The 20407-nt window shown below is 69.7% G+C and carries 22 protein-coding genes and 1 pseudogene; 12 read left to right on the top strand and 11 right to left on the bottom strand.

All coding sequences use genetic code 11. The features are described 5' to 3' along the window. Complete coding sequence (locus tag KTR66_RS03070) at window positions 1-651, top strand: polysaccharide deacetylase family protein (protein WP_213610278.1); 651 nt, start codon at window positions 1-3, stop codon at window positions 649-651. Continuing rightward, window positions 648-1607, top strand: coding sequence for a tripartite tricarboxylate transporter substrate binding protein (locus tag KTR66_RS03065; RefSeq protein WP_213610276.1), 960 nt, complete (start codon window positions 648-650; stop codon window positions 1605-1607). The genes KTR66_RS03070 and KTR66_RS03065 overlap by 4 nt, the downstream gene beginning before the upstream one ends. Window positions 1608-1669: 62 nt before the next feature. Here the strand turns inward: KTR66_RS03065 and KTR66_RS03060 are convergent, their stop codons facing one another. Then, the gene (locus tag KTR66_RS03060) at window positions 1670-2410 is read right to left on the bottom strand and encodes a GDSL-type esterase/lipase family protein (RefSeq protein WP_213610267.1); all 741 of its coding nucleotides are present in this window, start codon (window positions 2408-2410) and stop codon (window positions 1670-1672) included. Window positions 2411-2547: 137 nt separating this feature from the next. Here KTR66_RS03060 and KTR66_RS03055 point away from each other — a divergent pair, with 137 nt between their 5' ends. Genes KTR66_RS03055 through KTR66_RS03045 form a run of 3 tightly spaced genes read left to right on the top strand, consistent with a single transcriptional unit; the run spans window position 2548 to window position 5552 of the window. Continuing rightward, complete coding sequence (locus KTR66_RS03055; protein WP_213610265.1) at window positions 2548-3852, top strand: GDSL-type esterase/lipase family protein; 1305 nt, start codon at window positions 2548-2550, stop codon at window positions 3850-3852. Next, the gene (locus tag KTR66_RS03050; RefSeq protein WP_213610263.1) at window positions 3853-5241 is read left to right on the top strand and encodes an MBOAT family protein; all 1389 of its coding nucleotides are present in this window, start codon (window positions 3853-3855) and stop codon (window positions 5239-5241) included. It abuts the gene before it with no gap. 11 nt (window positions 5242-5252) lie between these two features. Then, the gene (locus tag KTR66_RS03045; protein WP_213610261.1) at window positions 5253-5552 is read left to right on the top strand and encodes a hypothetical protein; all 300 of its coding nucleotides are present in this window, start codon (window positions 5253-5255) and stop codon (window positions 5550-5552) included. A gap of 4 nt (window positions 5553-5556) precedes the next feature. Here the strand turns inward: KTR66_RS03045 and KTR66_RS03040 are convergent, their stop codons facing one another. Further along, window positions 5557-6159, bottom strand: a complete 603-nt coding sequence (locus tag KTR66_RS03040; protein WP_213610259.1) for an SGNH/GDSL hydrolase family protein — start codon at window positions 6157-6159, stop codon at window positions 5557-5559. Window positions 6160-6349: 190 nt separating this feature from the next. On the opposite strand from KTR66_RS03040, the gene KTR66_RS03035 reads away from it, so the two are divergent. Beyond that, window positions 6350-6661 (top strand): integration host factor subunit alpha, encoded by a 312-nt coding sequence (locus tag KTR66_RS03035; protein WP_213610257.1) that lies wholly within the window; start codon window positions 6350-6352, stop codon window positions 6659-6661. After that, a complete protein-coding gene (locus KTR66_RS03030) occupies window positions 6658-7032 on the top strand; it encodes a MerR family transcriptional regulator (protein ID WP_213610255.1) in 375 nt (124 codons plus the stop codon). Before KTR66_RS03035 ends, KTR66_RS03030 begins: the two co-directional genes overlap by 4 nt. 3 nt (window positions 7033-7035) lie before the next feature. On the opposite strand, the gene KTR66_RS03025 is transcribed toward KTR66_RS03030, so the two are convergent. Both KTR66_RS03025 and KTR66_RS03020 read right to left on the bottom strand, forming a co-directional pair. After that, the gene (locus KTR66_RS03025; RefSeq protein ID WP_213610253.1) at window positions 7036-9081 is read right to left on the bottom strand and encodes an ATP-binding protein; all 2046 of its coding nucleotides are present in this window, start codon (window positions 9079-9081) and stop codon (window positions 7036-7038) included. Beyond that, a pseudogene (locus KTR66_RS03020) lies at window positions 9071-9596 on the bottom strand (adenine phosphoribosyltransferase). The gene KTR66_RS03025 and the pseudogene KTR66_RS03020 overlap by 11 nt, the downstream one beginning before the upstream one ends. Window positions 9597-9765: 169 nt before the next feature. On the opposite strand from KTR66_RS03020, the gene KTR66_RS25225 reads away from it, so the two are divergent. Next, window positions 9766-9960, top strand: a complete 195-nt coding sequence (locus KTR66_RS25225; RefSeq protein ID WP_213610251.1) for a DUF2842 domain-containing protein — start codon at window positions 9766-9768, stop codon at window positions 9958-9960. 144 nt (window positions 9961-10104) lie between these two features. Here KTR66_RS25225 and KTR66_RS03010 read toward each other — a convergent pair whose 3' ends face one another. The 6 genes from KTR66_RS03010 to KTR66_RS02985 form a co-directional block, all read right to left on the bottom strand. Further along, the gene (locus KTR66_RS03010) at window positions 10105-11073 is read right to left on the bottom strand and encodes a tripartite tricarboxylate transporter substrate binding protein (RefSeq protein WP_213610249.1); all 969 of its coding nucleotides are present in this window, start codon (window positions 11071-11073) and stop codon (window positions 10105-10107) included. Between the two features lie 83 nt (window positions 11074-11156). After that, window positions 11157-11897 carry a Crp/Fnr family transcriptional regulator gene (locus tag KTR66_RS03005; protein WP_213610247.1) on the bottom strand — a complete coding sequence of 247 codons (741 nt, stop codon included), beginning with the start codon at window positions 11895-11897 and terminating at the stop codon, window positions 11157-11159. Window positions 11898-11988: 91 nt separating this feature from the next. Beyond that, on the bottom strand, window positions 11989-12363 hold the full coding sequence (locus KTR66_RS03000; RefSeq protein WP_213610245.1) for a hypothetical protein: 375 nt from the start codon (window positions 12361-12363) through the stop codon (window positions 11989-11991). A gap of 24 nt (window positions 12364-12387) precedes the next feature. Continuing rightward, the gene (locus tag KTR66_RS02995; RefSeq protein WP_213610243.1) at window positions 12388-12687 is read right to left on the bottom strand and encodes a hypothetical protein; all 300 of its coding nucleotides are present in this window, start codon (window positions 12685-12687) and stop codon (window positions 12388-12390) included. Window positions 12688-12702: 15 nt separating this feature from the next. After that, on the bottom strand, window positions 12703-15189 hold the full coding sequence (locus KTR66_RS02990; RefSeq protein ID WP_213610241.1) for a glycosyl hydrolase family 28-related protein: 2487 nt from the start codon (window positions 15187-15189) through the stop codon (window positions 12703-12705). A 45-nt stretch (window positions 15190-15234) separates the two neighbouring features. Beyond that, entirely contained in the window at window positions 15235-15891 is a 657-nt protein-coding gene (locus tag KTR66_RS02985) for a hypothetical protein (RefSeq protein WP_213610239.1), read from the bottom strand. A 223-nt stretch (window positions 15892-16114) separates the two neighbouring features. On the opposite strand from KTR66_RS02985, the gene KTR66_RS02980 reads away from it, so the two are divergent. Genes KTR66_RS02980 through KTR66_RS02965 form a run of 4 tightly spaced genes read left to right on the top strand, consistent with a single transcriptional unit; the run spans window position 16115 to window position 19792 of the window. Continuing rightward, window positions 16115-17203 (top strand): extracellular solute-binding protein, encoded by a 1089-nt coding sequence (locus KTR66_RS02980; protein ID WP_213610237.1) that lies wholly within the window; start codon window positions 16115-16117, stop codon window positions 17201-17203. After that, a complete protein-coding gene (locus tag KTR66_RS02975) occupies window positions 17200-18189 on the top strand; it encodes an ABC transporter ATP-binding protein (protein ID WP_213610236.1) in 990 nt (329 codons plus the stop codon). The genes KTR66_RS02980 and KTR66_RS02975 overlap by 4 nt, the downstream gene beginning before the upstream one ends. Further along, window positions 18186-19022 carry an ABC transporter permease gene (locus KTR66_RS02970; RefSeq protein ID WP_213610235.1) on the top strand — a complete coding sequence of 279 codons (837 nt, stop codon included), beginning with the start codon at window positions 18186-18188 and terminating at the stop codon, window positions 19020-19022. Before KTR66_RS02975 ends, KTR66_RS02970 begins: the two co-directional genes overlap by 4 nt. Then, entirely contained in the window at window positions 19019-19792 is a 774-nt protein-coding gene (locus KTR66_RS02965) for an ABC transporter permease subunit (RefSeq protein WP_371818995.1), read from the top strand. The genes KTR66_RS02970 and KTR66_RS02965 overlap by 4 nt, the downstream gene beginning before the upstream one ends. Here KTR66_RS02965 and KTR66_RS02960 read toward each other — a convergent pair. Next, the gene (locus tag KTR66_RS02960) at window positions 19782-20405 is read right to left on the bottom strand and encodes a hypothetical protein (protein ID WP_213610234.1); all 624 of its coding nucleotides are present in this window, start codon (window positions 20403-20405) and stop codon (window positions 19782-19784) included. The two genes, KTR66_RS02965 and KTR66_RS02960, sit on opposite strands and share 11 nt — an antisense overlap. Between the last annotated feature and the right edge of the window lie 2 nt (window positions 20406-20407).

The raw sequence follows: 20407 nt of genomic DNA, 5'->3' as shown, positions 1-20407 counted from the left end.
TTGGAGATCTGTCTCAGCTTCGACAACGGGCCTGAGCCCGAGGTCACGCCGCTGGTGCTCGACGCCCTGGCGCGCCGCGGCCTGACGGCGACCTTCTTCCCGATCGGACAGAAGCTGCGTGACCCGGCGCGGCGGATGTTGGCGGAGCGCGCCCTGGCCGAGGGCCACCGCATCGGCAACCACACACTGACCCACGGCGTGCCGCTGGGCCTGCGCGGGGGCAGCGAAGCGGTGGCCGAGATCACGGCGGCCGAGGCGCTGCTCGGCCCGCTCAACCCGCATCGCCTGTTCCGCCCCAATGGTGGCGGCGGGGCGCTGGGGGACCACCTGCTGAACGCCAGCGCGATGCGGCATCTGCGCTCGGAGGCCTATACGGTGGTCCTGTGGAACGCCGTGCCGGGCGACTTCCGCGACCCTGAGGGCTGGCCCGCCACGGCCCTCGCGCAATGCCGCACGGCCACGGGGCCGGTGCTGCTGGTGCTGCACGACCTTCCCAACGGCGCGATGCGGCACCTCGAGGGCTTCCTCGACCGGCTCGAAGGGGAGGGCGCAAGGTTCACGCCGACGCTTCCGCAGAGCTGCCTCGCATTGCGGCAGGGTCATCCCCTGTGCGAACTTTCCGCCATCTCAAGGGAGGATATCGCGCCATGAAGCGCCGCGCCTTGCTGGCTGCCAGCCTGCTCACCCCCAGTCTCGCGCTCGGCCAGGCCTGGCCTGACCGGCCCATTCGGCTCGTCGTGCCCTTCCCGGGCGGTTCGAGCACGGACATTCTGGGCCGCATCGCGGCTCAGCAGCTCTCCCGCGGGTTGAACGGGGCCACGGTGGTTGTCGACAACCGCGCGGGCGCGGGCGGGACGATCGGTTCGCAATATGTGGCACAGGCGGCGCCGGACGGGCTGACGCTGCTGCTCGGCACCATCGGCACGCACACCGTGAACCCGCACCTGATGCCGAACCTTCCCTATGATCCGATGCGCGACTTCACGCCCATCATCGCGCATTCCAAGACGAAGATCCTGCTGGTCGTGCGGCCTCAGCTCGGCGTGCGCAGCATGGCCGATTTCGTGGCCCTCGCGCGCACGCGTCCGCTGTCGGTCGCTTCCTCCGGCACCGGCACCACGGGGCATCTGGCCCAGGCGCTGCTGGGCGAGGCGACGGGCATCACCACCACGCATGTGCCCTACCGCGACGGCGCCCGCGCGGTGACGGATCTGCTGAGCGGGCAGATCGATTCCATGTTCTACCACACGCAGTTCGTGCGCTCGCATATCGAGTCAGGCACGATGCTGGGCCTTGGCATCACCGGCACCACGCGCAGCGACGTGCTGCCCGGCGTCCCCACCTTTGCCGAGGTCGGCTTGCCGGTCATCAACATCGAGGCCTGGTGGGCGCTCTACGCGCCGCCGCGGCTGCCCGCGCCGCTCACGCAGCGGCTCAACGGCATCTTCAACGCGGCGCTGATGGAGCCCGAGACGCGCGCCGCTTTCGCACGCAACGGCGTGGAGGGCATGGGCGGCAGCCCAGAGGATCTGGCGAGCTTCCAGCGCGCCGAGCTGGATCGCTGGCGGGAGGTGATCCGGCGCGCGAACATCACCGCGGATTCCTGACGGGGCGCGGTCTCGCATCGCGGCTGGGAAAGTCGGGCGCGCGAGGAATTGGCCCTCGCGCGTTACGTATCGGTCAGTCGCCCCAGCCCTTCGGCGAGTTCGGGGAAGATGTTCTCAACCTCATCGAAGAAGAGCGCCGCGATCCTGCGGTAGCCCCATTCGGTGAAGTGTACGCCGTCTTCGGCACGGAAGCCGCGCGGGCCGCGCTCGAGCGCGATGCTGGACTTGAAGCGGCCCTGCGGGTCGCTCGTCGCCTCCCAGGTCGGGATCCAGACCGCGCCGGCGGCAAGCGCGGCACTCTGCTGGATCTCGTTGAGCTGGCGCACGGCATTGGCGAATTGCGCGTCCCGGACGTTGGGCAGGCCGAACCACACGGCGCGCGAGCCCGCCTGGACCGCGGCTGTCACCATCTCGCCAACGCGGCGGCCATAGCCGTCTGCGAAGCCCTGGGTGCCGAAGGCGAAGCGCGACCGCGTCTCGCGAACCACAAGCGGGCGGAAATCATTCGCGCCCACCCAGAAGAGGGTGAGGTTGGGCCGGTGGCGTGCGACGAGATCGCGCGAGACGGTGGGCCAGTCATGTTCGTCGCTGCGGGTCACGCCGGTCGCGTGCAGCGTGCCGTTGGTCACGCGCACCGTCTCTCGCCGGCGGAGCTGACCGTTCAGCGCCAGAAACATGCCCTGGGCGAGCGAATCCCCGCAAAAGAGAAGGTTCACGCGCTCGGGTGCCGGGCGTTCGGGGAGCGGGCTGGGCAGGATGGCGGGCTGCGCCAGCGCAAGGCTGCCCGATGACAGCAGCGCCATTGCGCCATACAGAAGGCTTCGCCGCGAGAAAGATGCGGGGTGGGCGCGGAACGCCACGCGGGTTTCTCCGGGACAGCAGGGGGAATGGGGATTTATATCATGCGAGTTGTCACAATGAAGTCCCCGGCCCGCACGAAATGCTGAACCGCCGCGCGTTTTTCCTGGGCTCCGCCGCTCTGCTCGGTGGCTGCGGCGCAAGGCCGGAGCCCCTGGCCGGCGAGGGCGGGGCGCCGCTCGTGCTGGCCCAGGCGCGGCCCGATGCCGGACTCGAATCCGTGCTGCCGGCGCGCGTGGGCGACAATCCCTATGAACCGCTCGCGGCCGCGCTGCGTGGGGGTGGACGCAACGCGTCGTCGCGCGCCTTGATTCTCGTCCTTGGCGACAGCCACACCGCCGGCCCCGTCATGGTGGGCCACCTGCGCGAACTGATGCAGGCGCGCTTCGGAGCCCTCGGCCCGGGCCGCCTGCCGCCCGGCCGCGCGCAGCGCCCGATCAACGCGAACCAGATCGCGGAGGCCTCGCAAAGCGGCGAATGGACGGTTCGCAGCGCGCTCCGGGCCAGCAACCCCGGCCCCTTCGGCCTTACGGGCTTTCGCCTGACCGGCGAGCGCGCGGGCGATGTCATCACGCTCCGCTCCACTGAAGCCGCCGGCTTCGACCGCATCCATCTGAGCCTCATGGCAGGCCCGGGTGCTGGCAGCTTCCGCCTGCGGGTGGATGACCTCTCGGTCGGTCCGGTCAGCCTGAACAACCCGGTCACGGAATTCCGCCCACTCAGCCTCGACGCCCCCTCCCGCAGCCGGGAACTCGCGATCGAGCTCTCCGGCGACGGCCCGGTCGAGCTGCTCGGCTGGGGCATGGATCGCCGGGGGCGCGGCGTGCTGGTCGAGGGTTTCGGCATCAACGGCGCGACCCTGGCCTCGCTCGACAACCGCGATCCGCTGGTCATGGCGCGCGAGCTGACCAACCAGCCGCCCGCGCTCATCATCCTGGCCTTTGGGACAAATGAGGCGGTGGATTCCGACTTCGACGAAGCCGCCTACGCGGCGCAGCTCACGCGCCAGATCCAGCGCCTGCGCCAGACGCTGCCGCGCAGTGGCATCATGATCATGGGCGTGCCTGATGCCGGTCGCCCCGTGCGCGCCACGCGCCGCGGACGGCCGCCGCAGGGTTGCGCCGCCGTATCGCCCCTGCCGGCCCTGCTGCGCGTGCGCGCGGCCCAGCGCAGCGTGGCGCAGGCGCAACGCGTGGGTTTTTTCGACTGGAGTGCCGAGGTCACGCGCAGTCCCTGCCGACTGCCCGAACTCGCGCGCGGCGATGCGCCGCTGATGCGGCCAGACCTCGTGCACTTCACGCCCGACGGCTATCGCCTGACGGCCGAGCGCCTGCAGGCGCATCTGCTGCGCGGCATGGGCCTCGCCACGCGTACCACCGCCACCTGAATGCTGTTTCCGACCGGCATCTTCGCCATCTTCTTCGCGGTGGTCTTTCTGGGCCATTGGTCGCTCGTGCGGTTCCGTCCGGCCTGGCACAGGCCCTTCCTGCTGGCCGCGAACCTCGCCTTCTACGCCTTCTGGAGCGTGGAGTTCTGTGCGGCCCTATTGCTGGTGGGCTTCTGGACCTGGGGCATCGGCCTGCTGGCGGGGCGCGGTCGCTCCCGCCCCTGGCTCTGGCTCGGCATCGCCGGCACGCTCGGCTGGCTGTTCTATTTCAAATACGCGAACTTCTTCCTGCAGGAGGTGGTGGCGCGGCTCGACTGGCTGGGCATCGGCCCCATGCCGCTGCTCGACATCGTGCTGCCGGTCGGCATCTCCTTCTACGTCTTCCAGGCGATCTCCTACATGGTGGATGCCTATGAAGGTGAAGCCGAGCCCGAGCCCTCACCGCTCAATGTCCTGGTCTACCTGACCTTCTTCCCGCATCTCGCGGCTGGGCCCATCGTGCGCGCGGCGCGTTTCCTCCCGCAGCTGCACGCGCCGCCGGACCGGTTCCGCATCCCCGTGGTGATGGCCTGCATCCTCATCCTGGGCGGGCTCTTCAAGAAGGTCGTGATCGCGAGTGAACTCGCGACGGGCATCGTGGATCCGGTCTTCCGCGACCCTTCGGCGCATGGCGCGCTCGATATCTGGCTCGCGAGCTACGGGTACACGATCCAGATCTTCTGTGACTTCTCGGCCTATTCCGACATGGCGATCGGCTTCGCGGCGCTGCTCGGCTATCACTTCCCGAAGAATTTCGACCAGCCCTTCCGCGCCGTGACCCTCTCGGAGTTCTGGCGGCGCTGGCACATCTCGCTCTCCACCTGGCTGCGCGACTACGTCTATATCCGCTGCTTCGGCGGCAACCGCTGGAATGTCGGCATCGCCTTGATGGCGACCATGGTGCTGGGCGGAATCTGGCACGGCGCGGCCTGGACCTTCGTGCTCTGGGGCGTGATCCATGGCGCCGCCCTCGGCGTGGAGCGCGCCCTGGGCGGCAATGCGGCGCCCGTGACGACGCGCGGGCGCATGCTGCGCTGGTTCATCACCTTCCATGTCGTGGTCTTCGCCTTCGTGCTGTTCCGCGCGCATGACATGGCGGGCTTCTGGGCGATGCTGGCGGGCCTGGTGCAGTTCGACCTGCCGAATGAGAGCGTCACCTGGCGGCTGCTGGCGCTGACGCTGCTCGGCCTGTCCTTCCATTTCTGGCCGGCCGATCTGCGCGAGCGGATCGAGGCCACGCTGCGCCGCCTGCCGGCGCTGGCGCTGGGCGCGCTGTGTGGCGTGGCGCTGCTGCTGATCCTGTTCGCCGGGCCGGAGGGCGTCGCGCCCTTCATCTACTTCCAGTTCTGAGGGACCGCGCCATGCAGCAACCCTGGATGCCCGATGCCCCGCCGCCGCCCCGCGGCGTGCCGGACGATTTTTCCCGCTCGACGGCCGTGCTGCCCTTTGGCCGTGCGCTTGCTGTGCTGGCCATGGTCTGGCTGCTGCTGCTGATGGGCCGCTCCGGCGCCATCCTGGACGCCGCCTATGGACTGCCCATCCTGCCGGGCACGGAGGAACTCATTGCCATGGCTGAGGCCTGGCACGGCGCCATGGAAGCGATCGGCGTCCCCACCATCACGCAGACGTTGCGCTCCGTTCTTTCCTGGGGGCGCGGATAGGCCGTCAGCGCACCATGCTGGCCGGCTGCAGGCCCGCCACCGCGGCGCGCTCCATCCATTGCGACAGCCCCGCCCACCAGGCCTGATAGCCGAGGCCGGTGGGGTGGATGCCGTCATGCGAGGGATAGACGCAGCGGGCCACGCGGCCGCTATGGATGGCCGGCAGGTCTCGCAGGCGGTCGCTCGCACGGCGCAGATGGCGGGTGAGGGCCGCGTCCAGAGCGGCACTGCCACGCTCGAGCGCCGCATCCTGGAAGCAGCCGGGCGTGGCCCAGATGGCCTGCTGGGCCTCCCACCCCTCCATCACGGCGGCGATGCGCAGCGGATAGGCCTCGGCCTCGGCTGCGGTCATGCCGCGGAGGTCATTCGTGCCGAAGACCAGGATGAGGCGCCGGGCGCAGCGCGGTTCCTGCTGGCGCAGCCAGGCGATTCCTGCCCCTGATTGCGCGATGACGGTAAAGCCGAGGGCGCGGGCATGCGGCGCCATGCCCACGGCCAGGCTGTCGCCCAGCAGGATGTCGGGGCAGGCGGTCTCCGCGCGCGCCGGGGCGGCGGGCAGGGCGAGGGCGGCCAGAAGGGCCAGGAAAGGCCAGCGGCGAGGCGGCATGGGCAAGGGACTCCGTCCTGGGGTCGGCGCGCGAGGTGCCAGACCCGGGGTGAAGGGGCGGTAAACGCGGTTTTCGGGGGAGCGCTGCGAAACATGGTTGACGTGGCCTGCTCTTCCCGGCTTTCTTGCCGGTTCAGAGACTTGCGGGCCGCACATGAGATGCGAGGCCGGCCATGACGGAGAGTCGACGATGGATACGCTGACGCGGTCCGGCCTCGCTGAGGCCATCTATGCGGAGGTCGGGCTCTCCCGCAACGAATCAGCCGCCTTGCTGGAGGCTGTGCTCGAGCGCATCTCCAGCGTGCTGGAGACCGGGGAATCCGTGAAGATCTCTGGTTTTGGCACCTTTCTCATCCGTCAGAAGGGGCAGCGCATCGGGCGCAACCCCAAGACGGGCGTTGAAGTTCCGATCCTGCCCCGCCGCGTGCTGACCTTTCGGCCAAGCCAGGTGCTGAAGGCGCGGATCAATGGCACCACTCTCGCCAAGGGCGGCAAGGAGTGAGCGAGCACGCTGATCTAGAGGAACGCCCTCGGCTGCGCAAATCGGCGCAAGCCTTCCGGACCATCAGCGAGGCGGCGGAGCAGTTGAACGTGCCACAGCACGTGCTCCGCTTCTGGGAGACGAAATTCCCGCAACTCAAGCCTTTGAAGCGCGCCGGCGGGCGCCGCTACTACCGGCCGGAGGATCTCGCGCTTCTCAAGCGCATCTCCGATCTGCTCTACACGCAGGGCTACACGATCAAGGGCGTGCAGCGCCTGTTGGACGAGGGTGAGCCCGAATTGCCGCTGGGCGAAGCACAGCCGGAGGAAAGCGCGCTGGCGCAGATCCTGGCGGAGCTCGACGCGATCGCCGTAGCGCTGCGGCGGCTCTGAGCCTCAACGTCCCTTCTGTTCCCGGTCCTGCTTGGCGCGCGCCTCGGCGCGGGCAAGCGGGAAGGCGGCGATGCTGCGATCGGCGAGGCCGGGCAGCAGGTCCAGGATGCGGCGCCATTCCTCCGGCTGTCCGCCCTGGCAGGCATCCTCCAGCGCGCGGGCGGCGTCCCTGAGCGCGATGGCGCCGAAGGTGGCGGCGGCGGCCTTCAGGCTGTGCGCCTCGTCCTCGATGCGGACCGGGTCGGTCATCGCGTGCATGCGCCGCACGCGCTCCTTCGTTTCGGCGGTGAAGACGCTGATCAGGCGTGGCAGGCGGCCGGGGCCGACGGCGGCGCGCAATTCCTCGAGCGTCTCGCGGTCGAGCAGCGGGGCCGTTGCGCCGGGCTCCGCCTCGGGGATCGGCACGCGCGGGCGGCGCGGGCGCGCGTCGAGCACGCGTTGCACGGCGGCCAGCAGCTCGGCCTTGCCGAGCGGCTTGGGCAGGTGGCCGTCCATGCCGGCGGCGGTGCAGCGCTCGGTGTCGCCGGGCATCACGCTCGCCGTCATCGCGATGATGGGCACGCGGCCGCGCGGACCCGGCACGGCGCGGATGGCGCGGGTGGCGGCATAGCCGTCCATCAGCGGCATGCGCACATCCATCAGGATCAGGTCGTAGTCGGAGGATTCGGCCGCGGCGGCCGCTTCGGCGCCGTCGCGCGCCAGCTCGACCGTGTAGCCGGCCTTGCGCAGGATGGCGGCGGCGACGAGCTGGTTCGCCTTGCCGTCCTCGGCCAGCAGGATGCGGCCATGCGCTCCGGCAAGGGGCTGCACCAGAACGGGTTGCGGCGCGATGCGGGGCGGCGGCGTGCCGGATTCCGGCACATGCGCCAGCGGCAGGTCGAAGAAGAAGGTGCTGCCGCGCCCGGGCGTGCTGTCCACCGCGATCTGCCCGCCCATGAGCGCCACCAGCCGCTTGCAGATGGCGAGGCCGAGGCCCGAGCCGGTCTGCTCGCCCGCCTGGTCGGCCTGGGCGAAGCGGGTGAAGAGGCTCTGGCGCAGCTTGGGCGGGATGCCGATGCCGGTATCGGTCACGGCGAAGCCCACATGCCCGTCGGGCAGGGCCGCGATGCGCAATTCCACGCTGCCGCGATGGGTGAACTTCACCGCATTGTCGGTCAGGTTGATCAGCACCTGGCGGATGCGGCTCGGGTCGCCAACGAGCTGTCCTGGCAGCAGGTGATCGAGGCTCGCGGAGAGCTCGATGCCCTTCTCGGCCGCGGCCGGCGCCAGCAGGTCGAGCACGTCCTTCACGATGTCGGCCAGCGAGAAGGGGTCGGAATGGACGTCGAGCTTGCCGGCCTCGATGCGGCTGAGGTCCAGCAGTTCGTTCACGGTGTGCAGCAGGGTCGCGCCGCAGCGCTGGGCCGTCTCGGCATAAGCGCGCTGCTCGGCGTCGAGCGCGGTGTCGAGCAGCAGGGCCAGCGTGCCCATCACGCCATGCAGCGGCGTGCGCACCTCATGCGACATGAAGGCCAGGAAGTCGCTCTTTTCCTGGTTGGCGCGCTCGGCGGCGCGGCGGGCCTTGATGGCCTCGCGCTCGGCGCGCTTGCGGGCGGTCACGTCGTGCTGGATGCCGATATACGCGACGAGCTGCCCCTTCTCATCCATCACCGGGGCCATGCGCAGTTCGTTCACGAAGCGGCGGCCGTCGCGGCGGTGGTTGGTGAATTCGAGGGTGATGGGCTTGCCGGCGGCGATGGCCAAGCGGAGCGCGCGGACGGATTCCTTCTCGGTGCCGCGGCCCTGGAGGAAGCGGCAATTGCGACCCAACACCTCCTCGGGCGGGTAGCCGGTGAGCTGCGTGAAGGCCGGGTTGATGAAGACCAGAGGGCAATCGGGCAGCGAGGGGTCGGCGACCGTGATGCCGGTGGGGGCCGAGGCGATGGCAAGCGCCAGCACACCGTTCAGCCCGGCGGCGGAGACCGCGCCATCCCCCCCCTCCAGATAGGCATTGCCGCCCGCATCACGGATGATGCGGGCCTTTTCGACGGGCGGAGCCCTACTCGTCATAGGTGAGGAGAGTTTCGACGGGGACATCGAGGCGTTTCCTTCCGCCCAGGAAGCTGAGCTCGATCATGGTGGCGACGGCCGGCACCACGGCGCCGGCCTGGCGCAGCAGGTCGAGCCCTGCCTTCATGGTGCCGCCGGTGGCGAGCAGGTCATCGAGCAGGATCACGCGTTGGCCGGGCTCCACGGCATCGGCCTGCATCTCGATGCGGTCGGTGCCGTATTCGAGCGCGTAGTCCAGGCCGACCGTGGCGCCGGGCAGCTTGCGCGGCTTGCGCAACATGATGAAGCCAAGGCCGAGTTCGAGCGCCAGCGGCGCAGCGAGCAGGAAGCCGCGGCTCTCGATGCCGGCAAGAAGCTGTGGCTGGTATGGCGTGACACGCGCCGCCATCTCCGCCATGGCGGCCTTCCAGGCCGGCTCCATGCCGGAGCAGGGTCGAGATGTCGTAGAAGAGGATTCCCGGTTTCGGAAAATCGGGAATGCCACGGATGTGGCGCTTGAGGTCGTTTTGCGTCACGGGATTCTTTGCTGCGATCTGGCCGAAGGGGTGATCCGGGCGGGAGGTCGCCAAGGATGGCGCCTGGCTCCCAACCGAATGGCTTGAACCCTAGTCCCTTTGGCCAATATTTAGCAAGCTTCTCTCCCGCTCCTCGGGCGAGATTGCCAGAGGAGGCCATGTCGTACCTATGTCACGAGCTAAGGTTGCGTTCCTGATCGGCGTGGTCGGATTTATCGTTTATATCGCGGTTGTGGTCGCGTTAGGAGATTTTGTTGTCCATCGACACTGGGCAATACAGTTGGTGTATTATGTGTTCGCTGGCATCATTTGGGTGGTACCGGCCAAACGCCTGATCGAATGGAGCGCCAAAGCGCCGCGGTGACGGGCGCCGCAGCCATGATCTTGCACCACAGTAGTGATGGATGCTTGCGGCCGCGGGGGTTGGCTCACCGTGCCGGCGCCCCGAATACCTCGGCAATACGCGCCCAGGGCGCTGGCCGGGGCGAGGCCCGGCCAGCGACTTGCCTCACATGCTGGCGCCGGAGGCGCGCACGACCGGCGCCCAGCGCTGCTGCTCTCCCTGAACCCAGGCCGCGAGGCCGGCCTGGGGGACGCTCTCGCCAGGCACGAAGGCGATGGAATCCATCCGCTCGCGGATCGCGGGTTCGGCCAGGATCTCGCGCACGGCGGTGCTGAGCCGCTCCGTGATGGCCGGGGGCAGGCCGGCGGGGCCGCAGAGCATGAACCAGTTGAGGCTCACCACATTGCTGAAGCCCGCCTCCCGTGCCGTCGGCACGTCGGGCAGGATGGCCGCGCGCTGCGCGGAGGAGACACAGAGCCCTCGCATGCTGCCCGCACGGATCGCCTGCACATTGGCCGCCGCCGTGTCCCAGAGCGAGGTGGTGGTGCCGCCGAGCACGGCGGTCTGCGCCTCGGGCGCGCCACGAAAGGGGGCGTGCAGCAGTTGGGCGCCCGCCTCCATGCCGAAGAGCACGCCGGTCAGGTGCCCCATAGAGCCGATGCCGGAGGAGCCGAAGCTGACCGCGTCCGGCGCACGCTTCGCCGCGGCGGCGTAGTCGGCCAGGGTTCGGATCGGGCTGTCGCCCTTCACCGCGCAGACGATGGGCGCGCCGCCCATGAGCGAGATGTAGGTGAAGCTCCGTGCCGGGTTGTAAGGCAGGTTTGCCATCATCGAAGGCAGAAGGACCAGCGGACCGGCGGTGGACATCAGCAAGGTGTAGCCGTCCGGCCGCTCATTCGCCGCCGCGCCGACGCCCACCGCACCGCCGCCGCCGGGCCGGTTGTCGATCACGAAGGACTGGCCGAAGACCCGCTCCAGACGCTCCGCCACGGGGCGCATCATCAGGTCCGAAGCGCCACCGGGCGTGAAGGGGATGATCACGCGGACGGATCGGTTGGGCCAGGCCGGCTGCGCCTGTACCAGCGCCGGAGTGGCGAGGAGCGGGGTGGCGGCGAGCAATTGGCGGCGATTCATGAGCAAGTTCCTTGCGAAGACACGCCGGCCTGGATGCAAGCCGCATGCCCAGGGGGGAAGGCCCCGGGCGCCCTCTCTCAGATTCAGGTCGCGTCGCCCTCGGTCAGCCGCAGCAGCGCGTTCATGTCGAGAATCCGAACCGTCTGGTGGCCGGGCTCGCTGATCAGCTTCTGGCGCTTGAAGGATGCGAAGCTGCGGCTCACCGTCTCCAGCGTCAGGCCGAGGAAGTCACCGATGTCGCTGCGCGTCATCGGCATGGGCAGGTCCGTCGGCAGGGGGCCCCGCTGGCGATAGGCGTCAACGAGGCCGAGCAGGAAACTCGCGACCCGCGCCTCGGCCGAACGGCGGCCGACCGAGACCAGCTGGTCCTGCGTGTTGGACAATTCACGGAGGCAGAGGTCGAGCATGCGGCGCTCCATCTGCGGGTAAAGCCGCAGGAGAGAGTCGAGCCGGCCGCGCTCGATGCGGCAGAAATGACCGTTGGTCAGGGTCTCGGCGTCGAAAGGATAGGTTTTTCCGGCGCCGTAGCCGAGGATGTCCCCGGCGAACCGGAAGCCCACCACCTGCTGTTTGCCGTCGGGCAGGAGGCGGGAGAGCTTCACGACGCCCTCCACGATGGAATAGGCGCGCTGCGCCGCGTCGCCCTCGCGGAAGAGCACGCTCTTCGCCGCGAGCTGAAAGCGCTGGGAATCGGCCGAGATGTCGTCCAGCGCCGCGGCGTCCAGCTTATGGCACAGGCCCGCCACCCGGCTGCCGCAGGTCGAACATGGCTCCGCCGGCTGGGCGTCGCGGACCAGGGTGTGGGTGGCGTCGAGCGGGTTCACGGCTTATTCTCTCCCTCAACCAGGGCAGAGAATAAGCCTGACATTCTCCGAGTTGCAAGCTTGGTGACACCGTGCATGTCAACTCATCTTGTCAGTCCCCGGTCATGGTGAAGGCCCCCGGATTGATGGTGACGGTGCCCGGCCCGGCCACTGCGACCGACGTGGTCAGGGGCGACCAGGTGAGGGCATTGCCGCCGCTCGCCGCGTCGAACAGCCCCACATGCGAGAAGCTGCCCGCCGCCGCCGTGAAGGTGAAGCGGACCGACTCGGCGTTCTGCTGCACGCCGGTCCCGGTGAAGACGACGCGCTGGCGTGCGTAGCCGTTGCCGACCGCCTCGCCGCTGATGCCGGTGGGGTCGCTGCCGCCGGTGCCCAGGCCCAGGAAGACCGCCGTGGGCAGCACGGGGGCGCGGCCGCAGAGCGCGCGGGTGAGGATGTTCTTCGCATAGTCGGTGAGGGAGCTCATCGGGAAGGTTCCTTCTCGCTGGGGTCAGATGTCGGTGGCGGTCGCAAAGCGCGAGGGTGCGCCCTCGCCCTCCGGCTGCAGCCGGATGGTGCGGTAGAGATCCTCGACGGCGAGGGTGTAGGGGTCTTCCATCGCTGCCTGGTCGAAGCGGAAGCTGAGGCGCTGCAGGGGCGCCTTGCCGGCGCGGCGGGCCGCCTCGTCGCGGTAGCCGTGCAGCTGCGCCTCGACGACGCCCGCGACACGGTCCACCTGCACATGCGTGAGGCGCCAGTATTCGGCGAAGGCGCCGGTGTCGTTGATCTCGATGGGAATGAGGAAGGCCATGGGATTCTCCTGCGGTCAGCTCGCGGTCGTGGCTTCGACATTGGCGAAGCGCGCCGTGTGGGTGATGGTGGTGGCGGCAGCGCCCGTGACGGTGACGCCGATGGCGCCGTTGGTCGTGTCGGCCGCGATGTCGAGCCGCCAGGCGCTGCCCGCGCCGCTGCTCGCGTTGGGCACCAGCGCGGTGCCTGCGCCCTCGTAGAGCACGATGGTCGCGACGCCGTTGCCCCGCACGGCCGAGACGTTCACGCGCCACGTCGCCGCCGCGGTGCTGCCGGCGGCCTTGGCGATCACGGTCAGCGTGCCGGAATAGGCGGCGAAGTTGGGCAGGACGATCTGGTTGGCCGCCCCGGGTGCCGCGTTGTCGCCGGTCAGGCGCGTGGCCGTCGCGTCCGTTGTCTGCCGGAACAGCACGTGCTCGCCCGACTGCGCGTCACCCAGCGCGGCGATCTGGCCACCAGCCCAGGCGCCGCGGCCGGCGATCCCGCGCGTGCTGGCATTGGCGCCACCCGGGACCCAAGAATTGGCGCCCGAAGCGGTGTTGGTCAGACCGCCGGCGACGGTCGCCCGATTGCCCGATGCCGTGTTGCCGTTGCCGCCGCCGATGCTGGGCTGGGTGCCGCTGCTCACCGTGTTGTTGGTTCCACCGGCCACGACACCGTGCGACGATGAGACGGTGTTGTTGGCGCCGCCGCCGATGGCCGCATTGTTGCCGCTCGCCGTGTTGGTCGAGCCGCCGCCGATGGTCGTGTTGGCGCCACTGGCCAGGTTGTTCTGACCGCCGCTGATGGTTGCATTCGCGCCGCTGGACACCTGCGTCGCCAGCGTGCGCGCAGTCTGCCAGTCGACCGAATTGGCGCCGCGGGCGTTGCCGCCGGACGCGGCATTGTCCGGGAATTGTGCGATCAGGGCGCCCGTGCCCTTGGGCTGCATGATGGCAGAGATGTTCGCGTCCGCGCCCTTTGCGCGCCATCCGGTCCGCGCCGGCGTTCCGGTCACCGCTCCCACCATCTCCGGCCGGTTAACCGCGCTGGCGGGCGTGGTCACCTCCAGCCCATGCGCTCCGGTCGCGCCGCCCAGGCTTGTGCTGCCGGCGGCAAGGCGGGCGATTTCGCCGCCCGCCACGGAGACGCCGAGGCTGCCCGCCGAGGGCAGGAAGAGGCCCGTGTCGTACTGCGCGAGGGAAAGGCCAGGCCGCGCGGCCTCGCCCGCCGGCGCCTGCATCCCGACCGAGCCATTGCTTGCGGCATTGAAGACGGGACCAGGATTGGCGGTCTCGAGCAAAGGCGGGCTGCCCAGATTCACGCGATTGGGCGTGCCGGAGGCGACGTTCGCCAGGTGGATGGCCGCGGCGCCGTTGTTGCGCAGGTTGAAGTTGACGCAGCGCAGCGCACCGATATCCACGCGGTTGCCCGCGCCCTCGATGCGGATCGGGTTGTCCTCCGCGTCGTCGATGCGCAACGAGGCGATCTGCACGCGGCTGAGATTGGTGTTGACGTAGACGCCGATCGAGCCGGGCAGCGGCGCGCCGCCCGCATTGAAGATCTCGCACTGGACGGTCATGGCATCCACCTGCCCATCGGTGCCCGCCGCCTCGACCCAGAGGCCATGGCGCACGAAATCCGCATAGGCCTGGCCGATGCTAAACTTCTGGGTGTAACCGGCGGCCGAGGAGGTGAAGCGGAACATTGACCGGTATCCGAGGACAAAGGACTGGTCCACGAAGACGCCGTCGCATCGGCGGAAGATCATCGCGTCCCCATTCGCCTGCTGCCAGCGCACGACATTGTCGTCCGCCGACCAGAACGGCCAGAGATGCATGTTCAGGATGCGCGAGGTGTCGTAGCCCTCGTCGATCTCGATGCCCGCGGTGAAGACCTGGCCGCGGATACGGCGGAAATCCGTGCGACCGGAATTGCGCACGAAGATGCCGCGGTTGATGCCTGAGAGCATGATGTTGTCGAAATCCACGCCGCCGAAGCAGTCGGTGACGCGGAACAGCCAGTCGTAGTTGGTGGGCGCCCAGCTGGCATTGAGGGCCGCCGTATGGTTCTGCCGGAAGGCCATGTCGCAGACGGCCGAACCGCGGGCGCCGACGCCCGTGAAGGTGAAGGGCGTGAAGCCGGTCAGGTCCACCGTGAGCCAGGTGCCCTGGCCCGGGCTTCCGCCCTCGCTGAAGCCCGCGCCCTGCAGTCGCACAGCGCCGTTGTTGATGGTGATGGCGGAGGCGATGCGATAGGTCCGCGGGCCGAACTGCACCACGCCGCCGGCCGTGCCGAGCGCGTTGATCGCGGCCTGGATGGCGGGCGCGTCATTGGTCGTGCCGTTGCCCACTGCGCCGAAGTCGCGCACATCCACCCCGCGGTCGGCGAGCACGGCGCGGCGCATCTGTGACAGCGTGGCCCGCCGCGTGGCAGCGGTGGGCGAGGTCTGGACGAAGGGCGTGAGGTCGCCATCCGCGACGGCGGTGGCCGCGGGCAGTTCACTGATCTTGAGGTCGGGCATGGGGCTCCGTCCGGGCTGGAGGAAAACGGGGGGCGGCGGGGTCGCTCAGCCCTGCGAGATGGCGGAGCCGTCCTCCTGCAGGAGCTTCGCGCCGTCCTCGATCAGGATGAGGCGGAGGTCCGGCAGGATGTTGAAGCTGCGCGAGGTGGCAACGACGCCGGTGTCCAGCGCATCCTCGATGCGGATGCGATAGCCATTGCCGACGGCCGGCGTCGGCAGGGTGGCGGTGACGTAGCCCTGATCCACATTGGCGAGCACAGCGGGCGGGATGATCTGGTTCTGCGCGTTGCGCAGCGTGATCACCACCTGCTGGATCGGGCCCGTCACCTGCGCCTGCACGGGGATGGAAGTGCCGACGATGATGCCTGCCATCAGGGGGGCCAGGATGATCGTGGAAGCCACGGCGCTGGCCGCCTGGATCATGCGCAAGGTCTGCGCGATGGAACGCGTGAGGGCGATGGGCGTGACCGCGCCGTCGAGCGTGACGCCGGGGCCCGTCGCCGCGTTGCTGCGAACCGGCAGCATGGCCATGGCGTCGGCGGACTGCACGATCATCAGGTCGCCCGCGCGGAGCGTGGCGGCGGCGGGTGCGAAGTAGCCGGCCGTGGTGATGGCGGCCTGGAGGTCGGTGCTGCGATAGTGCCAGAGGTTGAAGCGCGCGGTCTGGATCAGCGGCACGAGGTCGCTAGCGATGAAGGGCATGGGCGTGCGTCTCCTAGGCCATGGGGGCGGCAAGCCGCGCGGCGCGCGGGTGCGACGAAAGGGAAGGGAGGGGGCGGCCCGGGGCTTGGCATTGGGCGCAATGCACCCCTTGGCCCGCCTTCTTTACGAGAACAAATATGGAACGTCAAGGAAAAAAAGCGGATATTGTGAAACCGGCGCCGCTGCGTCATTAGGCTCAGCACCCTGATGCGGAGCCCGCCCCATGCGCCGACTGCTGCTGACACTGGCCCTGCTGCTCTCTGGCCTGAACGCCCAGGCCCAGCAACCCACGCTGAACATCTACAACTGGGCCGACTACATGGACCCCTATGCGATCGAGCGCTTCCAGCGCGAGACGGGGATCCGCGTGCGCTACGACGTCTATGACACGCTGGAGACGCTGGAAGGAAAATTATCCGCAGGCCGCTCCGGCTACGACATCGTGGTTCCCACCAGCGAGCCCGCCTTCAATCGCCTCGTCCGCGCCGGGGCGCTGCGGCCGCTCGATCGCGCGCGCCTGCCGAATGCGGCCAATCTCGACCCCGCCCTGATGGCGCGCATCGCGAGCGTGGATCCGGAGAACCGGCATGGCGTGATCTATCTCTGGGGCACAGTCGGCCTTGGCATGAATGCGGCGCGCATCCGTGAACTCGCGCCCGATGCGCCGCTGGACAGCCTGGATCTGCTGCTGAACCCGGAGCATGCGCGCCGCATCGCGCGCTGCGGCATCGCGGTGATGGACAGTGCCGTGGATGTGCTGCCCTCCGTGCTGCGGCATCTGGGGCGCCATCCGGACAGCACGGCGCAGGCCGATATCGATGCCGCGCAGCGCGCGCTGCTGGCGATCCGCCCCTTCCTGCGCTCCATCCCCTCGCCGCCCGCCATCATTGATGCGCTGGCGGCGGGCGAGATCTGCCTGGCCTTCAGCTATTCGGGCGACGTGATCCAGGCGACGGCGCGCGCGCGTGAGGCACGACGCGCGCATGAGGTGACCTATGTGATGCCGCGCGAGGGCGCGCAGCTCTGGTTCGACATGATGGCGATCCCGGCTGATGCGCCAAACCCGGATGCCGCGCATGCCTTCATCAACTTCATCCTGCAGCCCGACGTGATGGCCGGCATCACCCGCCAGGTGCGGTATCCCAACGCGGTCCCTGCCTCCCGCGCGCTGTTGCCGCCGGACGTGGCGAACGACCCGAGCGTCTTCCCCCCGGCCGAGGCGCTGGCGCTGAGTTTCGTGGCGGGCACGCCGGCCCAGGCGGGAGAGCGCGCACGGGCGCGGCTCTGGGCGCGGTTCAAGGCCGGCCGGTGACGCTGCTGGCGCTGGAAGGGCTGGTCAAGCGCTTCGCCTCGACCACGGCGCTGGACGCGCTCTCGCTTCAAATCGGCGCGGGCGAATTCTTCGCGCTGTTGGGCGGCTCAGGCTCCGGCAAGTCCACGCTGCTGCGCGTGATCGCCGGCTTCGAGGCGCCGGATTCGGGGCGTGTGCGGTTGCAGGGCCGGGACATCACCCGCCTGCCGCCGCAGGCGCGGGACCTCGCCATGATGTTCCAGTCCTACGCTCTCTTCCCGCACATGAGCGTGCGAGAGAACATCGCCTATGGTCTGCGCCGCGCGGGTGAGCGAGACCCTGGGCCGCGCGTGGCGGAACTTGTTGTCCTGCTTGGCCTGGAGGGGTTGGAGGAGCGCCGGCCGCAGCAGCTTTCGGGCGGGCAGCAGCAGCGCGTTGCCCTTGCGCGTGCATTGGCGCGGCGGCCGCCGCTCGTGCTGCTCGACGAGCCGCTGGGTGCGCTGGATTCCGGCCTGCGCGAGCGTACGGGGCTGGAGTTGCGGGCCCTGCAGCGCCGCCTCGGGGCCAGCTTTGTCATGGTCACGCATGACCAGGCCGAGGCGCTCTCGCTCGCCGACCGCGTTGCGGTGCTGGAGGGCGGGCGCATCGCGCAGGTCGCCGCGCCCCGTGAACTTTACGAGCGCCCGGCGACGCGCGCCGTGGCCCGCTTCCTGGGGGCGGCCAATGTGCTGGAGGCGGGGCGCTTCCACCTGCGGGCCGAGACCACCGCGCCCGCCTATGCCCTCCGTCCCGAGCGCATCCAGCTTGCCCCGGGCCTGCCCGAAGCGAATGGCACCCGCGCCACCGTGACCGAGATCGCCTTCCGCGGCGGCGACGTGCTGCTGCTGGCGCAGGCCGAAGGGCAGGTGCTGCGCCTTGTGCTGCCCGCTGGGCTCGCCCTGCCCGAGCCGGGGGCGGAGGTGTTCCTCGCCTGGGACGCGGCTGCCCTGGCGCCGCTCTCGGCATGATCCGCGCGGGCGCCTGGCTCGCGCTGCTGCTGCTGGTGGCGGCGCCGCTCGTCATCGTGCTCGGCATGGGCTTCGGCACTTCGGCGCCCGGTGTGCCGCCCGTCATCCCGCCCATCGGGCGCGCGGGCTGGCAGGGCAGCCTGGAAGCCTGGGCCTTGCTCTTCGCCGACACCTACTACCTCGACGCCGCGCTGCGCTCGCTGCGGCTCGCCGCCATCACGGCGGGGCTTTGCCTGGTGCTGGGCTTCGGCATGGCGCTTGGCATCGCCTCCGCCGCGCCGCGCTGGCAGGCGCCACTGCTGGCGCTGGTGCTGTTGCCCTTCTGGTCCGGGTTCGTGCTGCGCCTGGCGGCCTGGGTCGGGCTGCTGCGCGATGGCGGCTGGGTCAACAGCGTGCTGCTGCAGGCGGGGCTGATCAGCGAGCCGCTGCCACTGCTCTACAGCGAGGGTGCGATGCTGCTCGGCATGGTGCATGGCTATCTGCCCTTCGCGGTGCTGCCGCTGACGGCCACGCTGGCGCGGCGCGACCTGAGGCTGGAGGAAGCCGCGGCGGATCTCGGCGCCGGGCGTTGGACGGTCTTCCTCACCATCACCTTGCCGCTCGCCGCACCCGCGGCCGGCGCCGCTTTCCTGCTGGTCTTCATCCCCGCTGCCGGTGAGGTTGTGATCCCCGAGGTCCTGGGCGCACCGGATTCCGTGCTCTTTGGGCGTGCCATCTGGGGCGAGTTCTTCCAGACGCGGGACTGGCCGGCGGCTGCCGTGCTCTCCACCGCGCTGCTCGCGCTGCTCCTGGTGCCGATCGCGCTCTACCAACGGCTTTCGGTGGCACGGTGAGGCGGGCCTTCCTCGCCCTCGGGCTGATCTTCCTCTGGGCGCCCATCCTGCTGATGGCGGCCTATGCCTTCTCCGGCAGCCGCGTGCCCTTCGAATGGGGCGGCTTCTCGCTGCGCTGGTTCCTGGCGTTGGCGGCCAATGAACGGTTGCTGGAGGCGGCTTGGCTCTCTCTGCGCATCGGCGCGGCTTCCGCGACGCTGGCGACGGCGCTGGGCCTCGCGCTGGGCTGGGTTCTGGCGCGGCATGGGCGCTTTGCCGGCCGCCCGCTCTTTGGCGTCCTGGCGGGGGCGCCGCTTGTGCTGCCCGAAGTGGTCATGGGCCTCGCCTTGCTGCTGCTCTTCGTGGGGCTCCAGGCGCTGACGGGTTGGCCCGCGCAGCGTGGCGCGGTGACGGTCTGGCTCGCGCATGCCTCCCTCGGCATGGCCTACGTCGCGGTGCTGGTGCAGGCGCGCCTCACGGGCCTCGACCCCGCACTCGAGGAGGCAGCGGCGGATCTCGGCGCCACACCGGCCGTGGTGTTCCGCACCATCACGCTGCCGCTGATCGCGCCCAGCCTCGCCGCCGGCTGGTTGCTGGCCTTCACGCTGTCACTGGATGATGTGGTGCTGGCCAGCTTCGTCTCCGGCCCGGGCGCCACCACGCTGCCGGTCTATCTCTTCTCGCAGTTGCGCCTGGGCATGACGCCCGAGGCCAATGCCCTGGCCGTGGTGATGCTGGGCTTCGCCGGCGGCCTCGGCCTGATCGCCTGGATGCTGCGCCTCAGGCGTTGAGCAGCGCGTCAATGTCCGCCTGGGCGAGATCGGCAGCGGTGGGCGCGCTGGCCACCGTCTGCATCTGGGTGCGCACCACCACCTTGGTCTCGGCCGGGCGGGCCTGGCCGGGCAGGACGCGTTCCAGCATGGTCTCCACCTGCTGCAGATGCTGGATGGCGCGGCGGATGCGCTGACCGGTCACGTCCTGGAAGCTGCAGGCCTCGAAGATCGCGTTCACCTTGGCGGCCAGGTCCTGCATGCCCTCGGCATCGCGCGCACCGCTGGAGATCCAGTCCTGGATGGCTTCGGCCGCTTCCAGGATGACGTTCGCGGCGGATTCGGTCGCCATGACCACCGCCTCCAGCTCCACGCCGCTGTTGCGGCTGGCCTCGGCCGGCATGGCGACAAGGTTCGCGATGCGCTCATGCACCAGCGCCAGCTCCCGCGTGAGCTTCTCCTCCGTCATGTCGGCGAGCTGGACACTGGCGTGGAGTTCCGCGCTCAACTCGGCGATGCGGCGGTCGAGGAACTGGTTCATCTCGGCGAAGAGCGGTTGGAACTCCGTGCGGACGGCCGCGCCGACGGCGGCGGACAGTGCGTCCTGCAGGGCAGGCGTGATCTCGGTCGACATGC

The organism is Roseococcus sp. SDR (genome assembly GCF_019083995.1).
Classification (GTDB): domain Bacteria; phylum Pseudomonadota; class Alphaproteobacteria; order Acetobacterales; family Acetobacteraceae; genus Roseococcus.
Note: the sequence above shows the minus strand (reverse complement) of the source record. Positions and strands in the feature narration are given on the sequence as shown.

What these genes read in the sequence shown, in the direction of transcription:
- KTR66_RS02970 (WP_213610235.1), top strand. Translation starts at nt 18,186, where the DNA reads ATGATCCGCGCGGGCGCCTGGCTCGCGCTGCTGCTGCTGGTGGCGGCG.
- KTR66_RS02990 (WP_213610241.1), bottom strand. Translation starts at nt 15,189, where the DNA reads ATGCCCGACCTCAAGATCAGTGAACTGCCCGCGGCCACCGCCGTCGCG.
- KTR66_RS02985 (WP_213610239.1), bottom strand. Translation starts at nt 15,891, where the DNA reads ATGCCCTTCATCGCTAGCGACCTCGTGCCGCTGATCCAGACCGCGCGC.
- KTR66_RS02995 (WP_213610243.1), bottom strand. Translation starts at nt 12,687, where the DNA reads ATGGCCTTCCTCATTCCCATCGAGATCAACGACACCGGCGCCTTCGCC.
- KTR66_RS03035 (WP_213610257.1), top strand. Translation starts at nt 6,350, where the DNA reads ATGGATACGCTGACGCGGTCCGGCCTCGCTGAGGCCATCTATGCGGAG.
- KTR66_RS03055 (WP_213610265.1), top strand. Translation starts at nt 2,548, where the DNA reads ATGCTGAACCGCCGCGCGTTTTTCCTGGGCTCCGCCGCTCTGCTCGGT.
- KTR66_RS03045 (WP_213610261.1), top strand. Translation starts at nt 5,253, where the DNA reads ATGCAGCAACCCTGGATGCCCGATGCCCCGCCGCCGCCCCGCGGCGTG.
- KTR66_RS02960 (WP_213610234.1), bottom strand. Translation starts at nt 20,405, where the DNA reads ATGTCGACCGAGATCACGCCTGCCCTGCAGGACGCACTGTCCGCCGCC.
- KTR66_RS02980 (WP_213610237.1), top strand. Translation starts at nt 16,115, where the DNA reads ATGCGCCGACTGCTGCTGACACTGGCCCTGCTGCTCTCTGGCCTGAAC.
- KTR66_RS03010 (WP_213610249.1), bottom strand. Translation starts at nt 11,073, where the DNA reads ATGAATCGCCGCCAATTGCTCGCCGCCACCCCGCTCCTCGCCACTCCG.
- KTR66_RS03025 (WP_213610253.1), bottom strand. Translation starts at nt 9,081, where the DNA reads ATGACGAGTAGGGCTCCGCCCGTCGAAAAGGCCCGCATCATCCGTGAT.
- KTR66_RS03050 (WP_213610263.1), top strand. Translation starts at nt 3,853, where the DNA reads ATGCTGTTTCCGACCGGCATCTTCGCCATCTTCTTCGCGGTGGTCTTT.
- KTR66_RS03060 (WP_213610267.1), bottom strand. Translation starts at nt 2,410, where the DNA reads ATGGCGCTGCTGTCATCGGGCAGCCTTGCGCTGGCGCAGCCCGCCATC.
- KTR66_RS03000 (WP_213610245.1), bottom strand. Translation starts at nt 12,363, where the DNA reads ATGAGCTCCCTCACCGACTATGCGAAGAACATCCTCACCCGCGCGCTC.
- KTR66_RS25225 (WP_213610251.1), top strand. Translation starts at nt 9,766, where the DNA reads ATGTCACGAGCTAAGGTTGCGTTCCTGATCGGCGTGGTCGGATTTATC.
- KTR66_RS03040 (WP_213610259.1), bottom strand. Translation starts at nt 6,159, where the DNA reads ATGCCGCCTCGCCGCTGGCCTTTCCTGGCCCTTCTGGCCGCCCTCGCC.
- KTR66_RS03065 (WP_213610276.1), top strand. Translation starts at nt 648, where the DNA reads ATGAAGCGCCGCGCCTTGCTGGCTGCCAGCCTGCTCACCCCCAGTCTC.